This is a genomic window from Citrobacter portucalensis, assembly GCF_002042885.1.
GTDB lineage: Bacteria > Pseudomonadota > Gammaproteobacteria > Enterobacterales > Enterobacteriaceae > Citrobacter > Citrobacter portucalensis.
Genome location: NZ_MVFY01000009.1, coordinates 130,846 through 147,700, shown reverse-complemented (window position 1 = coordinate 147,700; position 16,855 = coordinate 130,846). Strand labels below are relative to the sequence as shown.

Below are 16,855 nucleotides of genomic sequence, written 5' to 3'. Positions count from 1 at the left end.
GCGCCTCATTGGAAGCGTGGCCGAGCGGTTGAAGGCACCGGTCTTGAAAACCGGCGACCCGAAAGGGTTCTAGAGTTCGAATCTCTACGCTTCCGCCAAACATGAAGAGGGGTTACCGAAAGGTAACCCCTTTTTGCTTTTGAGAAAGATTTAAAACAGGGTGTCGTGAATGTCGGTGGTGCCGAAGCGCATTACATGCTCTATATTTGGCAAGTAAACTGAATAACGTAAGCAGCCATCATATTTTCCAGCCCAGCCCAGCCCAGCCCAGCCTGAGTGAGCTATGGTAATCCCTGATATCACTTGAAATGACTGGTGTAGAAACTTCTTCAAAAACAAAGCCCTCCACATTTAGGTGTGAGGGCTTGTAATCGTTAATTGTTAAATTTACCTAAGTAGACGATAGCGGTGTTATCTGAGATGAATAATGAATAATATTCATTAGATGATACAGGTTTAATTCCTTTGTTAATCATATCTGCAAATTGATTTTTGCTTTCATTCACATCAGTATAACCATGTCGTGTTTGTGTTAATCCTTTATTGATCAATTGAAAGGACGCTAAGAATTCAGTGGCTGGGAAAACGAAGTAACCTATGAGCGGTTTGCTCTCTACTATTAGCTTTGCTCTTTCATTTATATTTAGTTGACCTACAGTACCAATAGATACGATGTTTTTATGTTTGGCAATATCTTGCGCAATCATGTTAAAAACAAAATCTTCGTATTCTTGTTGTGATTTCATTGTGTTGCTTAGTTGAGCACTAAAAGCAAGTGAAGCAATAACCGGTATCAATGCTGCATATTTAAAGCGTGGAGCAAAATGCATAATGGGTATAGCAATTATAACCAATATGACTGAAAATGATACTAAGGTACGGGGGAGTACCGGTGCATCCTGAAGTAATATAGTTGGCCCCATAAGAGATATAATGAATATTAAAAAAGACAATCCACTATATAAAATAAAGGATACTATACTCCCTATGTTTGTGCGATAAGAAATGAGCATAAACACCAGGCCAATTAGTATCGGAATAGCAAAGTAAATGTAAACAGGGTGGTAAAAATATGAAAGGGTTATTGCTTTTAAAGAGGTTAATGTTCCGATTAGGTGCTCAAATCCTCCCTTATCCAAAGATATTAACTCTGAGCGCGAGTTGTGTTTTGGAGAGAAGAAAATCATGTAGATAAGATAAAATGAGATAAATAAAATTGTTTTTTTAAATAAAAATATTACCGATTCTTTGATATGTGCCTGTTTTTTTATTGCGATAATTATTACGTCAACAGCTAGCAAACCGATGAAAATATTTGCACACGGTTGATACAATGTTAAGGATAATACACCCGCTATCAACTTTATTGCTATCTCTAGTGTCAAGTTTCTATTTTGGTATGTATATGCCACTACAGCCACGAAAAAGGAAATAGACATTCCCAGACTATCGTATCTATAAGCGATATTTTGCAGGATAAATGGGTTGAATATTAAAAGTGCGGCAACCATTTTAGCGTTAGGTACATCTGATTTAATCAAATGTTTACTAAGTGCAAGTGAAGATGCTCCTAAGAGAATGCAGGACGCGATCATGGTATAAGGAAATAAATCAAGATTGTAGTGCCCACTTGCAGAAAAAATTCTTGCTATAACATCCGCAAAAGGTCGACCTAAACCTCGCCAGCCGTAGTTTCCAGTGATCGATCTGTCTAAATCATCTCTATAATATATTCCAGCTTGAATTAAAGGGTAAATAAATAGGAGAGCCAGTCCTGAATAAATAAAAAATAATTTTTTATCGAATTTAGAAAACATGTTAAATCCCATCTTGTTTTTTAACTATGTAGCGCGGTCTTTGTTTGGTTTCAATATATATTCTACCTATGTACTCCCCGAGTACACCGATTCCAATTAACTGAATACCGCCCAGGAAAAGAATTGAAACAATAATAGATGGATATCCCGCTACCGGATTGCCCCAAAATATTTTGTCTATAATCATCCATGCGCCGAATAAGAAGGATAAAGTGGCGACAAAAAAACCAATGTAAGTCCAAATTCGGAGTGGGAACGTTGAAAAACTGGTAATACCTTCGAGTGCGAGATTCCACAATTTCCAGCCATTAAACTTTGATTTACCGGCTATGCGGCCTGCTCGAGTGTACTCCACTACGTCAGTACGACCTCCAACCCAGCTAAGAACGCCCTTCATAAAGAGATTACGTTCCGGCATGAGTTTGATATTTTCTACGACATCGCGGGACATGAGTCTGAAGTCACCAACGTTCTCTTCGATCTTCGGGTCGCTTATTTTATTGTGCAATTTATAGAACCATTCAGCGGTTTTTCGCTTAAGTTTGCCATCTGTAGAACGGTCCGCACGCTTTGCCAGTACAATATCTGCACCCGATAACCATTTATTTATCATCAATGGAATTGTTTCAATTGGATCCTGTAGGTCGACATCGATTGGGATAACGGCTTCGCCAGTGGAACATTCCAGTCCTGCAAATATGGCGGCTTCTTTTCCAAAATTACGTGTGAATGAAACGGGAACAACGAGCGAATCAGATAAGGCAAGGGCATTAATAATTGATTCTGTAGCATCTTTGCTACCGTCGTTGATAAACACAATTTCAACATCGTACTTTTTTAGTTCTTCGTATCCTCGCACCGTCTTGTAGAAAATAGGTATTGTATCTTCTTCATTGAAGACTGGCACTATCAGAGAAATTTTCATTTCGGATCCCTAAAAACAACAAATTTAGAGTATACAAACCCACATACTAAGCTGATTGAGGAGAACTCAATCAGCGTTATGAGTGGGGAAATGTTAAAGCGATCGGAAATCTGACCGGAGATGAAACTCAACAACCCCATAAAACCAACAAACAGTATGTATCCTCTGCTGGTGGCTTTTGCATTGAAGGTGAATTTTGCGTTAGCAAAAAATGAAAATGTTACTGCGCATAAGAATGCCACTACATTGCTCACAGCTTGGTCATTTTTCATGATGTACACCATGATGCCGAACACGGCCCAATGCAATGCCGTGTTTACGATTCCGACAGAAATGTAGCGAGAAAGTAGTTTTATCATGATTAAAAATGCTGAACAGGAAGAAAGGGAGTTTAACATTGATGTAAAACCAGATCGACATGTTGACGCCAGTCAGCGCAGTAAGCAGAGTCATTTGGGGATGATTAAGGGGCTGTAAATGCTACAGCCACGTTATCTGTAAGAATAGGTTGCCGAAAGCCCCCGCTTTTTGCTTTATATTGGCGCAAGTCAGCTGATATAAGGAGATTATGATGATAAAAGTTGGCACCTTGCTGGCGCTAAGCATTCTGTCATTGTCGGCGTACGCAGCAACGACTGGGCTAAACACTCCAGCGCCGGGCGTATTGTGCGATAAAACCATCTGTGCCGATGAACACGGTTTGTCGGTGGCGTTGACCTCGAAATATCTTGGCAAGCAGCAGGGCGAAAAACTGGCAGCTGCCGGACAGTTCGATACCTCGGCTTTTACATTCCGCGGTGGCCTGTTTTGTGACACCAACGAACGTTTGTGTCGGGATGACCGCTATTTCGGCACCGACGGTAAGCGCAGCGGTAAAATAAACACCCATTACACTATGTTACTGTTCGGAAGGGTCGACAAGCCCTGACAATCTCTGACGTGTTCCCAGCCTGTATTGCGGGGGGCACTACAACACTAACTCTCAAAAATGAGAGGCCGATCCTCTGAGCAGGACTTTTGTCCTCAATCACCTCACAAACGTCTGGTTACAATCCCTGCATATCTTCAATACCCATAATTCAGGAATTGTTATGACTGCACATATTAATGCCAAGCCAGGTGATTTCGCTCCAACCGTTATTATGCCGGGCGATCCGCTCCGCGCTAAATTTATTGCCGAAAATTATCTAATGGATTACCGCGAAGTCACCAATGTACGTAATATGCTGGGTTATACCGGTTTATATTTTGGGCAACCTGTTTCGGTGATGGGACATGGAATGGGCATTCCTTCAATGACGCTTTATGCCCATGAACTGGTACATGATTTTGGTGTGCAAAGAATTATTCGCGTCGGCAGTTTAGGGGCAACACAACATCATGTCAAAATGCGCGATATTATCCTGGCCGTCGCCGCCGGAACGGATTCAGTCACAAATTTAAAACGTAGCGCAGGCTATGCGATGGCAACATCCGCCTATTTCCCATTATTGCAGCAGGCGTGGACGCTGGCACAGAAGGCCGGTATCGATATTAAAGTCGGCAATGTTTTTAGCGGCGATCTTTATTACGATCCTGACGAGAATTTAATACCGGCACTGGAAAAATTCGGTGTGCTGGGTGTAGATATGGAAGTAGCAGGCTTATACGCTTTAGCGCATCAGTTTAATATTGAAGCGCTGGCTATTTTAACTGTCTCCGATCATTGCCTGACCGGAGAAGAAACAACCGCAGAAGAACGGCAATTGACCTTTAACAACATGATTGAGCTGGCGCTAAATACTGCTGTTACCGCTTAGTTCCGGATTTTAATTGAACCAATCAGAGATGGCATTATATGAAGAATAAAATAGCACTTACGCTGATTAGTTTTCTGGCAAATTTTATTATGGCAGGGTTTGCCAGTCAGTTCGGTATGCTAATCGAACCGATTGCAGTACGCTACGGCGCCGATGTGAATACCGTTGCTTCGATATTTTCGTTGCTCAATGGTGGAGCATTAGCCGGCACTATCGCCGCCTTTTTCCTGATTGAGAAAATCGGTGTGAAGCGTATGACGCTCATTATCTATTCGATAGTGTTCCTTTGCGCTCTGGCAATGCATTTAAGCCCTGGTTTATGGCCAGTGATGGTCGCCATGACCCTGGTGGGTTTTTGCGGTGGGATCGGTCTGTGCGTGGCGGGAACGATTGTGGTATCGGTCTGGCAGGATCGTATTCAAAGTACGATGCTGGTGGTGCAGGACGCCACTTTCAACGTTGCGGGCGTGGTTTTTCCGCTGATCACGACCTTCGCCCTGACGCACAATATGTCGTGGAGTTACAGCTATCTGAGCGTAGGTATGGTGGCCTTACTCACGCTGGGCGTTGTGGCGCTCACCCGCTTTACTGCCTGCGAGACGGCGCCCACGGCAGATCGGACAGACAAGGTAAAATCGGAGTGGAATCCAGGGATCATCAGCGGAGGCATTGGCCTGTTCTTAGGTATGCTGGCGCTGTACACCTTCCTGACCTGGGCACCATTATTTGTGAAGAACAAATTTGGCATTCCCTTTGAAGAAGCAGGAAATATTATTACGCAATACTGGGGCGCTGCGCTGGTCGGGGCATTAGTATCAACCGTCATTGTTTCTCGGGTGAAGATACATTATTTCCTGCTAAGTATTATTTTGCTGGCTAGCATCATTACCACAATTATCGTCACGAAGGATAATATCTCTGGGCTTGATTATCTGGCATACAGTTACGGGTTTGTCTGTGCTGCGCTGTATAACTCATTTATTGCCTATGGTGTTTCTTTCGTGAAGCGTGCGAGCAGTCAGAACGTTTCTTATATTTTAATTAGCGGCAGTGCCGGGGCCATGTTTAGTCCGGCGATCAGCGCGCTCATGGAAAAAACAATGGGATTGCAGAAAATTATGTACGCAATACCGGTGTTGTATTTAATTATCTTTGTCATGTTGATGGTGACATTAAAACTCAAGCGTAATTAAAAGCACTAATAATACTTACCTCTTTAATTAAATAGCCAGTCGCCACACCATTTATATGGTGGGGCGATACTCAACCTTACTCAAAGGAATTGAAAAATGCTGAAGAACAATAAGTTAATGATTAAAAAAACAATCCTGGGTGCAGTAGTGGCAATGAGCTGTATGCAAGCATTCGCGGCTGACTATACTGATGGCAACATCCGTAAAAATGATTTTAACTGGATGCAGATGAACTTAATGCAAAGTGTGGACGCGAAAGTGCCATATGGTATTCGCAATGACACCTATCTGGAACTGGAGTTTGGTGCACGCTCTGGCATTATCGATCTGTACGGTTATGTGGATTTCTTTGATATTTTGGATCGCGAGCAGGACGATCGTCATGGGGGGGATAACTTCTTTGCCAAGATATCTCCGCGTTTTTCCCTGGACGCCATTTTTAATAAAGATTTATCCGTTGGGCCGTTTAACGAATTCTATATCGCAACGGTAAATAACATTGGCGACCGGGAATTATTTGAACATTACGTTGGCCTGGGTACAGATGTGAAGGTCCCGTGGTTTGGTCTGGTGGGAATGAACATCTATGCGCATTATGTTCGTGAAAACTACGGTGCGGATAACGAAGGAAAGTGGGATGGTTACATGTTCTCGACTAACTGGTCGACGCCATTCTATACCTTTGCCAACGGCAGTTATCTGAACTATCAGGGGTACTTTGACTACCAGTTCGCCGCGAATAAGATTGCTAATCAACCGTTATACAGCAATAACGCGATTGAATGGTATAACGGTATCTACTGGCATTCAGAGCATTATGCAGTCGGTTATGGCCTGAAGTATTTCCGTAACATGGCATTGATGGAAAACCACGGCGGAGCAGGGCGTACCACCGGGCTCGGTCACTATTTCAGCCTCACCTATAAGTTCTGATTGCGCCGAAATGACACACCGATGCTCTGTTAACGAGCGTAGGTGTGTCAGTCAATGATGTCATTGCCGAGAAATTTACGCAGCCCATCCAGATCCTTAATTTCCAGTCCTTGTTTCGTTCGCGTTACCAGCCCGGCATCCGTCAGCGCTTTAACCGCCCGCCGATAGACCCGGTCGGTTGTGCCGAATCGCTCAGCTTCCTGGTATTTTTTATGGAAACCATCCATCGGCTGCTTGTTCTGATGCTGGCGATACAGGTCATACGCCACGTTATGTACGATAGGGTAGAGCATCCGGTGCAGGAAGATTTCCAGCATATCCTGATAATCAATCGCCATTGCACTGGCAAAAAATATCGCCAGTCTGGGGTGCTGATTTAGCGCTTCTTCCAGACGGTCACAGCTGCACACCGCTACGGTCAGTGGTTCTTCCGCGACGATATCAAGCTGGCAGCGATACCCGGTAAAAAACTCCATTTCACCAAACAGCTGCTCGTCGCATTCCATGGCGCCCAACTGGAATCGGCGGCCATTCTCCGCGCTATAACGCAGCGAAATTCTTCCGGATTGCACCATGATCAGTCGATCGACAACCTGTCCCTGGCGGTATAGATACTCATCTTCCTGGATAATCTGCGTTTCAGAGAGCAGTTCCTGAAATATCTTCTCAATCAAGGCATCATCCTGCTGCCAGATGTTGTGAAAACGACCTTTCGTGAGGGATTTAAGCTGCATGACTCAACGTCTTATTGTTTAAGATAATTCTTATCTCAGACTGTATGCCATCTGCTGGGCAATGTCATTAAGAGCGCGGGGCGGATAATAAAAGGACCAGCACCATGCTGGTCCTGACATACTAAGGATGGCTGATAAAGCGAGACAGGCGCTGGCGCAGCAGGCGGTTTTCCTGGCGTAACTGAGCGTTCTCCTCCAGCAACGTCAGCGCAACGGCAATCCCTGGCCAGTCAAGTTCCAGCTCCTGACGCAGGCGCACCGCGCGACGCATTACTGTCAGCGCATGATCGTCAAACGTCTCGTCTTCATGAGGTTCTATCACCCCTAAGCCGACAATCTCATGCAGTTCTTCTTCTGACACACCGGTGTACAGACAAAATTCTGTAATGGTAAAAGTGACGGTAACGTTAGCCATTATGCTTTCCCCCACTCTTTGCGCGGATCAAAGGTCTTTTGTGCATCCGCCAGTTGTTGCCACAGGGCGGCACTGGCGTCGTCAGGTTTCGGTGGCATGACGATCTTGATCACCGCATACAAATCGCCGGTATGTTTTTTACTTACCAGACCCTTGCCCTTAATGCGGAGTCGCTGACCGGCCTGACTGCCTGCAGGAATGGTCAGCAGGATGCTCTCTTTCAACGTCGGAACGGTAACTTTCGCACCCAGCGCAGCTTCCCACGGCGCGAGGGGAACGACAACTTCCAGATCCTGATTAACAATATCGAACAGCGGATGCGGCGCAATATGAATCACCAGCCACAAATCACCGTTCGGTCCACCGTTTTCGCCGGGGGTACCCTGGCCTTTCAGACGGATACGCTGACCGTTACCGACGCCAGCCGGAATTTTCACATTCAGCGTTTTAGGAATTTCTCGTTCTACCATGCCAAACGCATTATAGACTGGCAGGTTGTAACTGATAGTGCGGCTATGCTCAGTAAGCGTTTCTTCGAGGAATACGGCAACTTCAATTTCAATGTCGTGCCCGCGGCTGGCAGGGCGCTGGCGCGACTGGTGCGCACGCTGGCCAAAAATGGAGGAGAAGATATCGTCGAAATCTTCGGCGCTGTAGCTTTGATTCTCTCCTTGCTGGAATTGACGGCTGAACTGTGGGTCGTTGCGGTGCTGCCACAGCTGGTCGTACTCGGCGCGTCGCTGCTCATCACTCAATACTTCCCAGGCTTCTGCAACCTCTTTAAACCGGGCCTCTGCGTCAGTCTCTTTGCTGACATCAGGATGATATTTACGGGCGAGTCGACGATAGGCGGTCTTGATTGTCTTGAGATCGTCTGTCGGTTTCACGCCCATAATGGCGTAATAATCCTTTAATTCCATAGCGTTCTCTCGTGTAAATCAACACTTGCAGAAGGTGAACCCTGACAACAGGTATCACCGCTAAGTTTAGGGTAATCCTGATAACGGCGAATGCCAACCGGGAAGGGAGGATATTGCGATAAACGATGCAGGCATTGCACCACCAACAGCGCAGTCGAGGTTACGGCATCTGTTGTGTGGTGCGAAAAATGAGATTAGCTAAACATCAGGATTTGCTTATCAGGAAGCGGACCGTATCAGCATAGTTTTGCACGAATGCATTAAGATCATCTGACTTCAGTCCTTTTGGATTGATCATATATTTTCCGTTGATAAAAATGGCGGGCACACCGGTTAAATCAACTGCCTTCGCCATTTCTTGCTGCTTAGCGGTCAGTGATTTCACGGCAAAGCTATTCCATGCCGCATCATAATCACTGGCGCTGACGCCCGCGCTGATAAATACGTTACGAATATCGTCCGCTGTTTTAACGGTTTGTTTTTTCTGAACGGCATCAAAAAGCAACGGCTTAACTTTATCTTGTACGTTCAACAGCATGGCGACGGACCAGGCGTGGGTCATGTCTTGCCCCAGCGGACCTAAAAAGTCGACGTGGTATTCGGTGAGTTTGACATCTGCAGGCAATACTTTTTTCACGTTATCAGTGATTTCAAAAACTTCATCGTACTGATAACAGGAAGGGCAATAGAATGAGAAAAACTTCAGTGCGGCTGGAGCGGAAGCGACAGGTTTTTCCAGTGAGATATACTCTTTGCCGTCGGTAAATGATGCTGCCTGAGCGCTAACTGTAAAAAGTAACCCAATCAGGGGTAATAAATATTTTTTCATTTCCATATACTCTAAATAACATTTAATAAACAAATTATCTGCTAATGAATACGTTATTCATTGCGTCTGAATATAATAAGGAAATTCTCTGGAAATGCGCTGACCCTTACTTTCATTTACGCATCAGTACGTGGTGGGCATTATCTGTGTGCTGTCATGGAAATATCTTTTGGCATTCTTCGTAAATAGTGAATGATAACTTGGGTGATATTTTCAGGGGTGTTTTTAGCAATGTTATAGTGTAATAAATAAAGGCGGGAATATGATTAATTATCATTTCGTTTTTAAAGCGTGAATTACAGGTTGTTGCGTTAAGTTCTGCAAATAACTCCGTAGATTTTCTTTTTCTTGTCGCGCGTGAATGAATAGGGTAAGTGTCAGAGATGAGCAACCCAAATGGATATCGCTATGATCGACCACCTGGATCACCTGGTACTAACCACCAATCATGAAGAGGCTTGCGTTCGTTTCTATGTCGAGCTTTTAGGCATGAGGCTGGAAACCTTCGCGCAAGGTCGGAAAGCCTTCGTCTTTGGCAATCAGAAAATCAATCTCCACATTCGGGGAAAAGAGTTTGAACCCAAAGCCTACGCGCCAACGCCGGGGGCGCTGGATTTATGTTTTATCACCACGCGTACGCTGGAAGAGGTGATGGAGACGTTTCAAACCCACGGAGTCGAGATTATTGAAGGGCCCGTTGCACGTACCGGTGCGACAGGACCTATTCGCTCGGTGTATGTCAGGGATCCCGATCTCAATCTGATTGAAATCGCGGTATATCCAGCAGATGGCAGGACATAACTTTACAGCGGAAAGGTTGCCAAAACCTGGCGAGTGGTTAAGATAACTCGCATCAATGAGTGAGGGTATAATGGCGAAACGTCAACGGATGGGATGGTGGTTCCTCTGTCTGGCATGTGTTGTGGTGATGGTTTGCACCGCACAACGCATGGCGGGCCTGCACGCGTTGCAGATGGATACCGCCGTTACAAGCGTTGTCGCCAGCGCACAAGTGCAGACCGATGAGGCCTCACCCGTTACCCCTTGTGAACTGAGTGCGAAATCATTACTGGCTGCGCCACCCGTATTGTTTGAAGGTGCTATTCTGGTGCTGTGCCTGCTGCTGTCGTTGCTGGCGCCAGTACGGGCGTTTCGTCTACCTTTTTTCCCACCGCGAGCCATCTCGCCGCCCACTCTCCGGGTGCATCTCCGATTTTGCGTCTTCCGTGAATGACAGAACAGCCGTTGCTGACTGTTAGATAATTATTCACGGAGAAAAACTATGATGACTGTTTTCAGACAGGCGCTGCTCTGTCTGTTATTGCTATGGCTGCCCGTATCTTGGGCGGCTGAACCCGGCTGGCTGCGTTCACCCGATAACGATCACGCCAGCGTGCGGTTACGCGCTGATACGTCCGCAGGCGGAGAAACCCGTCTGTTGCTGGATGTCAAACTGGAGGACGGCTGGAAAACCTACTGGCGTTCTCCGGGCGAGGGAGGCGTTGCACCTGCTATCGCCTGGAAAGGGGAAATGCCCGCGGTCGACTGGTTCTGGCCAACCCCTGCTCGTTTTGAGGTCGCCAATATCACTACTCAGGGGTATCACGATAAGGTGACGTTCCCGATGGTGGTGCGCGGTAGAGCGCCCGCCACGCTCAGCGGCGTTTTGACGCTATCCACCTGTAGCAACGTTTGCCTGTTGACGGATTTTCCTTTTTCCGTGACGCCCACAGCCCAGGACCCGACTTTTGCACATGACTATGCTCAGGCGATGGGACAGATCCCACTTGCCAGCGGCCTGACCGATGCTCTGAGCGCTGGCGCACGGGCGGGAGAGTTAGTCGTCGAGGCTCGCCGTGCGGGAGGCTGGACTGAACCAGGGCTGTATCTGGATGCTGTTGATGATGCGGATTTTGGCATGCCGCAAATTCATGTTGAGGGGGAGACGTTACGCGCTACGGTACCTGTACATGACGGTTGGGGAGAAGGCGCGCCGGATCTGCGTGGTAAGTCAGTCACGCTGGTGCTGGCAGACAACGGTGTTGCCCAGGAGAGTCGTCTTGCGATTGGCGAAGCCCCGGTTGTTGAGAACGCCTCACTCCCACTGTGGCAAGTGGTGTTCATGGCACTGATGGGCGGTTTGATCCTCAATCTGATGCCTTGTGTGTTACCGGTTCTGGGCATGAAGCTGGGATCTATTTTGCTGGTCGAGGAAAAAAGTCGTCGCCAGATCCGTCGTCAGTTCCTCGCATCGGTAGCCGGAATACTGGTCTCGTTTATGGCACTGGCGCTTTTGATGACGGTACTGCGTTTAACCAATCAGGCCCTTGGCTGGGGGATCCAGTTTCAGAATCCGTGGTTCATTGGCGTCATGGTGCTAGTGATGCTGACGTTCAGCGCCAGCCTGTTCGGTTGGTTTGAATTCCGACTCCCTTCTGCAATGACCACCACGCTGGCGACTCACGGCGGCAACGGACTGTCGGGACATTTCTGGCAAGGTGCATTTGCGACACTGCTTGCCACGCCGTGCAGTGCCCCGTTTCTGGGAACGGCGGTGGCGGTAGCATTGACCGCTTCGCTGCCGACGTTGTGGGGATTGTTTATCGCACTTGGGCTGGGGATGAGCTTACCGTGGCTGCTGGTGGCCCTGCGTCCCGGTCTGGCGCTGCGTTTGCCGCGGCCAGGGCGGTGGATGAATATTTTGCGGCGTCTGCTTGGCGTGATGATGCTGGGTTCGGCTATCTGGCTTGCGACGTTGCTGCTCCCACACTTAGGGTTTAGCGGACAAAGTAGCGCTAAAGAAAGCGTGAACTGGCAACCGCTAAGCGAGCAGGCGATTGAGGATGCGCTGGCGCAACATAAGCGCGTGTTCATTGACGTCACAGCCGACTGGTGCATCACCTGTAAGGTAAACAAATACAACGTGTTGCATAAAGAAGACGTACAGGCCGCATTGCAACAGCCGGATGTGGTGGCGCTGCGCGGCGACTGGACACTCCCTTCTGAAGCTATTACCGAATTTCTAAAAAAACGCGGCCAGGTTGCTGTGCCGTATAACCAAATTTATGGCCCCGGTCTGCCGGATGGCCAGGCGTTACCCACGTTGTTAACCCGCGATGCGGTACTGCAAACGTTGAATGATGCCAAAGGAGTAACCCCATGAAAATGATGATTGTTCTGTTGTTAACCCTGTTTTCTGCCGTCAGTATCGCGAAAGAGCCTGCGCCGTTTACCCCGGAACAGGAAAAGCAAATTGAAGCATTAATTCAGGAAGCCTTGTTTAACGATCCCAACAGCCCGCGGATTGGCGCGAAGCAGGCGAAACTGACCCTGATAAACTTCACCGATTACAACTGCCCATACTGCAAGCAGTTGGATCCAATGCTGGAAAAAATTGTGCAGAAATACCCTGACGTGGCGGTAGTGATTAAACCGCTGCCGTTTAAAGGTGAAAGTTCGGAACTGGCGGCGCGGACCGTGCTGACGACATGGCATGAGCATCCGCAACAGTCCCTGGCATTACATGAAAAATTGATGCAGAAGAAGGGCTATCATACCGACGTCAGTATCAAACAGGCGCAGGAAAAAGCGGGGGCCAGTCCGGTGACGCTGGACGCCCAAAGTGCTGAAACGCTGAGCACTAACCTGCAACTGGCGCGACTGGTGGGGGTGCAGGGAACCCCGGCAACGATTATTGGTGATGAACTCATTCCCGGGGCTGTGTCGTGGGAAACCCTTGAGGAAGTGGTTAAAGAAAAACTGGCGGCGGCCAATGCTCAGTAAACTGCGCCGCTGGTTGCGCGAAGGGCTGATCTTACTGGCGCTGTTGGCGGGGACAATGCTGTTGATGGATGCCTGGCGCGCGCCGCATCTCCCTGCCTCCTTTGACAGCACGCCTTTACAAACACTGGATGGTGAAACCGTCACGCTGGCGGCGCTCAGCAAAGACGAGCCGGTGTTGCTTTATTTCTGGGCGAGCTGGTGCGGCGTATGCCGCTTCACGACGCCGGAAGTCGCCAGGCTGCGTTCGGAAGGGGAAAATGTGATGACCATTGCGTTACGTTCCGGAAATGAAGCTGAGGTATCTCGCTGGCTGTCGCGTAAAGGCGTGGACTTTCCGGTCATCAATGATGCGAACGGGGCCATTTCCCGCAGTTGGGCAATCAGCGTCACGCCCACGCTGGTGGTGATGTCACAAGGTCGGGTAGTATCAACCACCAGCGGCTGGACCAGCTACTGGGGCATGAAACTTCGGTTGTGGTGGGCGAAAACGTTCTGATAAATGTGCCGGGGAAACCCGGCATTTTTTATGGCGTCGCCCTCCCCAGGAAGGCATATTTCGTTGCCTGACGAAGCAAACACAGTGATTAACGTCCAGAATCAGTCATCTTCTCTTTTCCAGGAAAGTGCAACATGACGAGTTCTTTAGCGTTTGGACCCGCCCTGGTGGTGATGATTGCCGCCACATTTGTCCTCGCCGGGATGGTGAAAGGCGTTACGGGTATGGGGTTACCTACCGTGGCTATGGGGATCCTCGGATCGCTTATTTCGCCAGTTGCCGCGGCGGCCATGCTGTTATTGCCTTCGCTGATAAGCAATTTGTTCCAGTTTGGCGGTGGTGGAAATACACGCCAATTACTCAAACGACTGTGGCCAATGCTGCTGACAGTAGTGGTGGCGACACTGCTTGCCAGCGCCTGGATTACCGGTGGTGACACCACCCGAACTCAGTTTGCACTCGGCGTAGCGCTGGTGGCCTACGCTATCTGGACGCTGGCGGGAAAGAAAATCGCGGTGGCCCCGCAGCGTGAAAAACCGTACTCCCTCGTTATTGGATTTGTGACCGGCTTATTGACCGGCGGAACCGGGGTGTTTGTGATGCCCGCCGTGCCCTGGATCCAGTCCCTCGGCTTTGAGAAAGATGAACTGGTGCAGGCGCTCGGGATCTCTTTTACCTTTTCGACCCTGGCATTGGCGCTGGGTCTGTGGTGGCACAACGCGCTGCCCATACAATCGCTAAGTTTGTCGGCTTTGGCCATTGTTCCTGCGCTGATTGGCCAATGGATAGGTACCCGTGTGCGAAGGGTTATTTCTCCGCTCGTGTTTAAACGCTGTTTTCTGTTTTGTCTGGTCGGGTTGGGTACAGAGATGATGCTACGTGCTGTGTGACCGGTGCGGTGACTTTGCGCGACTTTCATGGCATCGTTAATTCAGAGATTCAGGGCCAATGAGGTCGTTATGGCATCCGTGATATTACATGAAGAAGAGGGCGATCTGGAGTCGAAAATGGCACTCACTGCGGCAGTGATGGCCGATAAATCGCGCTCGCGTATGTTGTGCGCCCTAATGGATGGCTGCGCCTGGACTGCAACTGAGCTCAGCGCGGTGGCGGATATATCCGCGTCGACCGCCAGCGCGCATCTCGCGCGTCTGTGCGAACAACGTTTTGTTGTCGCGTTGGCGCAGGGCAGACATCGTTATTTTCGCCTTGCAGGTTCCGATATCGCTGAACTGCTGGAACGCCTGATGGGCGTTGCGTGGGCGACATCAACGCCCCGCAGAATCACTACACCGCCAGGTTTGCGCCATGCCCGCACCTGCTACGACCATCTCGCCGGAGAGGTTGCGGTGAGGTTGTTCGATACGCTGGTTTCCCGTCAGTGGTTAACGCCGGATGGTGAAACGCTGACTCCTCTTGGGCAGGAAAAGCTGGCACAGATGGGGATTGTCCTGGCGGCTGGCTCATCCCGGCGGAAGTTAACCTGCGGTTGTCTGGACTGGAGCGAACGACGTTATCATCCTGGTGGTGTGCTTGGCGCAACGCTGCTGCGCTGGTTCAGTGAACAGCGATGGATAAAAACCGAACAGGGCAGCCGTCATGTCATCTTCACACCTCTTGGCATTCGTAAACTCGAAACCGAGTTTGGTGTTAAAACGACACGCTAGATGGTCTGTTTTGCGAAAGCGTTCCCGGAAATATGTCATATTTCTGTCACACTCTGTTGTGATTGATAACAACAAGAGGTCGTAGGGATGAATAAATCGTTAATCGCCACAGCCGTGGCAGGGGCTGTCTTATTGTCAACCGCCGCGCAGGCGCAGACCGCGCCGGAAGGCTATCAGCTTCAGCAAGTATTGATGATGAGTCGGCATAACTTACGCGCACCTTTAGCCAATAATGGCAGCGTTCTTGAGCAGTCCACCCCCAAACAATGGCCAGAATGGGATGTCCCCGGCGGACAACTCACTACTAAAGGCGGTGTGCTGGAAATCTATATGGGCCACTACATGCGAGAGTGGCTGGCAGAGCAGGGGATGGTGAAATCGGGCGAATGCCCGGCACCGAACACGGTCTATACCTATGCTAACAGCCTGCAGCGTACGGTCGCCACGGCGCAGTTCTTTGTCACCGGTGCTTTCCCTGGTTGCGATGTTCCGGTCCATCATCAGGAAAAAATGGGCACCATGGATCCCACCTTTAACCCGGTGATCACCGATGATTCCGCCGCCTTCAGCCAGCAGGCCGTTCAGGCCATGGAGAAAGAGCGCAGCAAAATGCAGCTCAACGATAGCTATCAGTTGCTTGAGCAAATGACCGACTACAAAGACTCTCCGTCCTGCAAAGAAAAACAGCAGTGTTCCCTGACCGATGCCAAAGATACGTTTAGCGCGAAGTACCAGCAGGAGCCTGGGGTTTCGGGGCCGCTGAAGGTGGGGAATTCGCTGGTTGATGCCTTCACGTTGCAATATTACGAAGGCTTCCCGATGGACAAAGTTGCCTGGGGCGAGATTAAATCCGATCAGCAGTGGAAGGTTCTGTCGAAGCTGAAAAACGGCTATCAGGATAGCCTGTTCACCTCCCCGGAAGTGGCGCAGAACGTCGCCAAACCGCTGGTGAAATATATTGATAATGCGCTGGTTACTGAACGCGCGAAAGCACCGAAAATAACCGTGCTGGTGGGGCATGATTCAAATATCGCTTCGCTGCTCACCGCGCTGGATTTTAAACCGTACCAGCTTCACGATCAGAACGAGCGTACGCCGATTGGCGGGAAGATTGTCTTCCAGCGCTGGCATGACAGCAATGCAAATCGTGATCTGATGAAAATCGAGTATGTGTATCAGAGCTCGCAGCAGTTGCGTAATGCAGACGTTCTGACGCTGAAATCCCCGGCGCAGCGCGTAACGCTGGAGCTGAAAGGATGTCCGATAGATGCGGATGGTTTTTGCCCGATAGATAAGTTCGATAGTGTGCTGAATGAGGCGGCTAAGTAAAAGAAAACTCCCCCG

At 48.9% G+C, this 16,855-nt stretch carries 19 protein-coding genes and 1 tRNA gene; 13 read left to right on the top strand and 7 right to left on the bottom strand.

Annotation, left to right across the window (positions count from 1 at the left end; translation table 11 throughout):
• Window positions 1–10: 10 nt before the first annotated feature.
• Window positions 11–98: transfer RNA gene (locus tag BZK40_RS15260), tRNA-Ser, on the top strand.
• A gap of 276 nt (window positions 99–374) precedes the next feature.
• On the opposite strand, the gene BZK40_RS15255 is transcribed toward BZK40_RS15260, so the two are convergent.
• Genes BZK40_RS15255 through BZK40_RS15245 form a run of 3 tightly spaced genes read right to left on the bottom strand, consistent with a single transcriptional unit; the run spans window position 375 to window position 3,101 of the window.
• Complete coding sequence (locus BZK40_RS15255; protein WP_079934913.1) at window positions 375–1,817, bottom strand: glucosyltransferase domain-containing protein; 1,443 nt, start codon at window positions 1,815–1,817, stop codon at window positions 375–377.
• Between the two features lies 1 nt (window position 1,818).
• A complete protein-coding gene (locus BZK40_RS15250; RefSeq protein WP_048214496.1) occupies window positions 1,819–2,742 on the bottom strand; it encodes a glycosyltransferase family 2 protein in 924 nt (307 codons plus the stop codon).
• A complete protein-coding gene (locus BZK40_RS15245; protein ID WP_048214495.1) occupies window positions 2,739–3,101 on the bottom strand; it encodes a GtrA family protein in 363 nt (120 codons plus the stop codon). The genes BZK40_RS15250 and BZK40_RS15245 overlap by 4 nt, the downstream gene beginning before the upstream one ends.
• A 209-nt stretch (window positions 3,102–3,310) precedes the next feature.
• On the opposite strand from BZK40_RS15245, the gene BZK40_RS15240 reads away from it, so the two are divergent.
• The 4 genes from BZK40_RS15240 to BZK40_RS15225 all read left to right on the top strand — a co-directional run bounded on the left by BZK40_RS15240 (window position 3,311) and on the right by BZK40_RS15225 (window position 6,667).
• Complete coding sequence (locus BZK40_RS15240; protein WP_095533146.1) at window positions 3,311–3,670, top strand: YcgJ family protein; 360 nt, start codon at window positions 3,311–3,313, stop codon at window positions 3,668–3,670.
• Between the two features lie 163 nt (window positions 3,671–3,833).
• Window positions 3,834–4,541, top strand: coding sequence for a purine-nucleoside phosphorylase (deoD, locus tag BZK40_RS15235; protein WP_032942921.1), 708 nt, complete (start codon window positions 3,834–3,836; stop codon window positions 4,539–4,541).
• Between the two features lie 38 nt (window positions 4,542–4,579).
• Complete coding sequence (gene tsgA, locus BZK40_RS15230; protein WP_079934911.1) at window positions 4,580–5,734, top strand: MFS transporter TsgA; 1,155 nt, start codon at window positions 4,580–4,582, stop codon at window positions 5,732–5,734.
• A 96-nt stretch (window positions 5,735–5,830) separates the two neighbouring features.
• Window positions 5,831–6,667 (top strand): nucleoside-specific channel-forming Tsx family protein, encoded by an 837-nt coding sequence (locus BZK40_RS15225; RefSeq protein WP_008784309.1) that lies wholly within the window; start codon window positions 5,831–5,833, stop codon window positions 6,665–6,667.
• Between the two features lie 47 nt (window positions 6,668–6,714).
• Here the strand turns inward: BZK40_RS15225 and BZK40_RS15220 are convergent, their stop codons facing one another.
• The 4 genes from BZK40_RS15220 to dsbA all read right to left on the bottom strand — a co-directional run bounded on the left by BZK40_RS15220 (window position 6,715) and on the right by dsbA (window position 9,565).
• Complete coding sequence (locus BZK40_RS15220; protein ID WP_079934910.1) at window positions 6,715–7,401, bottom strand: Crp/Fnr family transcriptional regulator; 687 nt, start codon at window positions 7,399–7,401, stop codon at window positions 6,715–6,717.
• A gap of 121 nt (window positions 7,402–7,522) precedes the next feature.
• On the bottom strand, window positions 7,523–7,816 hold the full coding sequence (cbpM, locus tag BZK40_RS15215; RefSeq protein WP_003832033.1) for a chaperone modulator CbpM: 294 nt from the start codon (window positions 7,814–7,816) through the stop codon (window positions 7,523–7,525).
• Window positions 7,816–8,736, bottom strand: a complete 921-nt coding sequence (cbpA, locus tag BZK40_RS15210) for a curved DNA-binding protein (protein WP_003832035.1) — start codon at window positions 8,734–8,736, stop codon at window positions 7,816–7,818. Before cbpA ends, cbpM begins: the two co-directional genes overlap by 1 nt.
• Before the next feature lie 205 nt (window positions 8,737–8,941).
• Window positions 8,942–9,565, bottom strand: coding sequence for a thiol:disulfide interchange protein DsbA (gene dsbA / locus BZK40_RS15205; protein ID WP_008784313.1), 624 nt, complete (start codon window positions 9,563–9,565; stop codon window positions 8,942–8,944).
• Window positions 9,566–9,961: 396 nt separating this feature from the next.
• On the opposite strand from dsbA, the gene BZK40_RS15200 reads away from it, so the two are divergent.
• The 8 genes from BZK40_RS15200 (at window position 9,962) to agp (ending at window position 16,840) form a co-directional block, all read left to right on the top strand.
• Entirely contained in the window at window positions 9,962–10,366 is a 405-nt protein-coding gene (locus BZK40_RS15200) for a VOC family protein (protein WP_079934909.1), read from the top strand.
• Window positions 10,367–10,436: 70 nt separating this feature from the next.
• Window positions 10,437–10,799, top strand: coding sequence for a hypothetical protein (locus BZK40_RS15195; RefSeq protein WP_008784315.1), 363 nt, complete (start codon window positions 10,437–10,439; stop codon window positions 10,797–10,799).
• Between the two features lie 48 nt (window positions 10,800–10,847).
• Window positions 10,848–12,728, top strand: a complete 1,881-nt coding sequence (locus BZK40_RS15190; RefSeq protein ID WP_079934908.1) for a cytochrome c biogenesis protein CcdA — start codon at window positions 10,848–10,850, stop codon at window positions 12,726–12,728.
• A complete protein-coding gene (locus BZK40_RS15185; RefSeq protein ID WP_079934907.1) occupies window positions 12,725–13,348 on the top strand; it encodes a DsbA family protein in 624 nt (207 codons plus the stop codon). Before BZK40_RS15190 ends, BZK40_RS15185 begins: the two co-directional genes overlap by 4 nt.
• Entirely contained in the window at window positions 13,338–13,844 is a 507-nt protein-coding gene (locus BZK40_RS15180) for a protein disulfide oxidoreductase (RefSeq protein ID WP_079934906.1), read from the top strand. Before BZK40_RS15185 ends, BZK40_RS15180 begins: the two co-directional genes overlap by 11 nt.
• Before the next feature lie 134 nt (window positions 13,845–13,978).
• On the top strand, window positions 13,979–14,734 hold the full coding sequence (locus BZK40_RS15175; protein ID WP_048214487.1) for a sulfite exporter TauE/SafE family protein: 756 nt from the start codon (window positions 13,979–13,981) through the stop codon (window positions 14,732–14,734).
• A gap of 69 nt (window positions 14,735–14,803) precedes the next feature.
• Complete coding sequence (locus BZK40_RS15170) at window positions 14,804–15,511, top strand: ArsR/SmtB family transcription factor (protein ID WP_079934905.1); 708 nt, start codon at window positions 14,804–14,806, stop codon at window positions 15,509–15,511.
• Window positions 15,512–15,598: 87 nt separating this feature from the next.
• The gene (gene agp / locus BZK40_RS15165; RefSeq protein ID WP_048235673.1) at window positions 15,599–16,840 is read left to right on the top strand and encodes a bifunctional glucose-1-phosphatase/inositol phosphatase; all 1,242 of its coding nucleotides are present in this window, start codon (window positions 15,599–15,601) and stop codon (window positions 16,838–16,840) included.
• The last annotated feature ends 15 nt before the right edge of the window (window positions 16,841–16,855 follow it).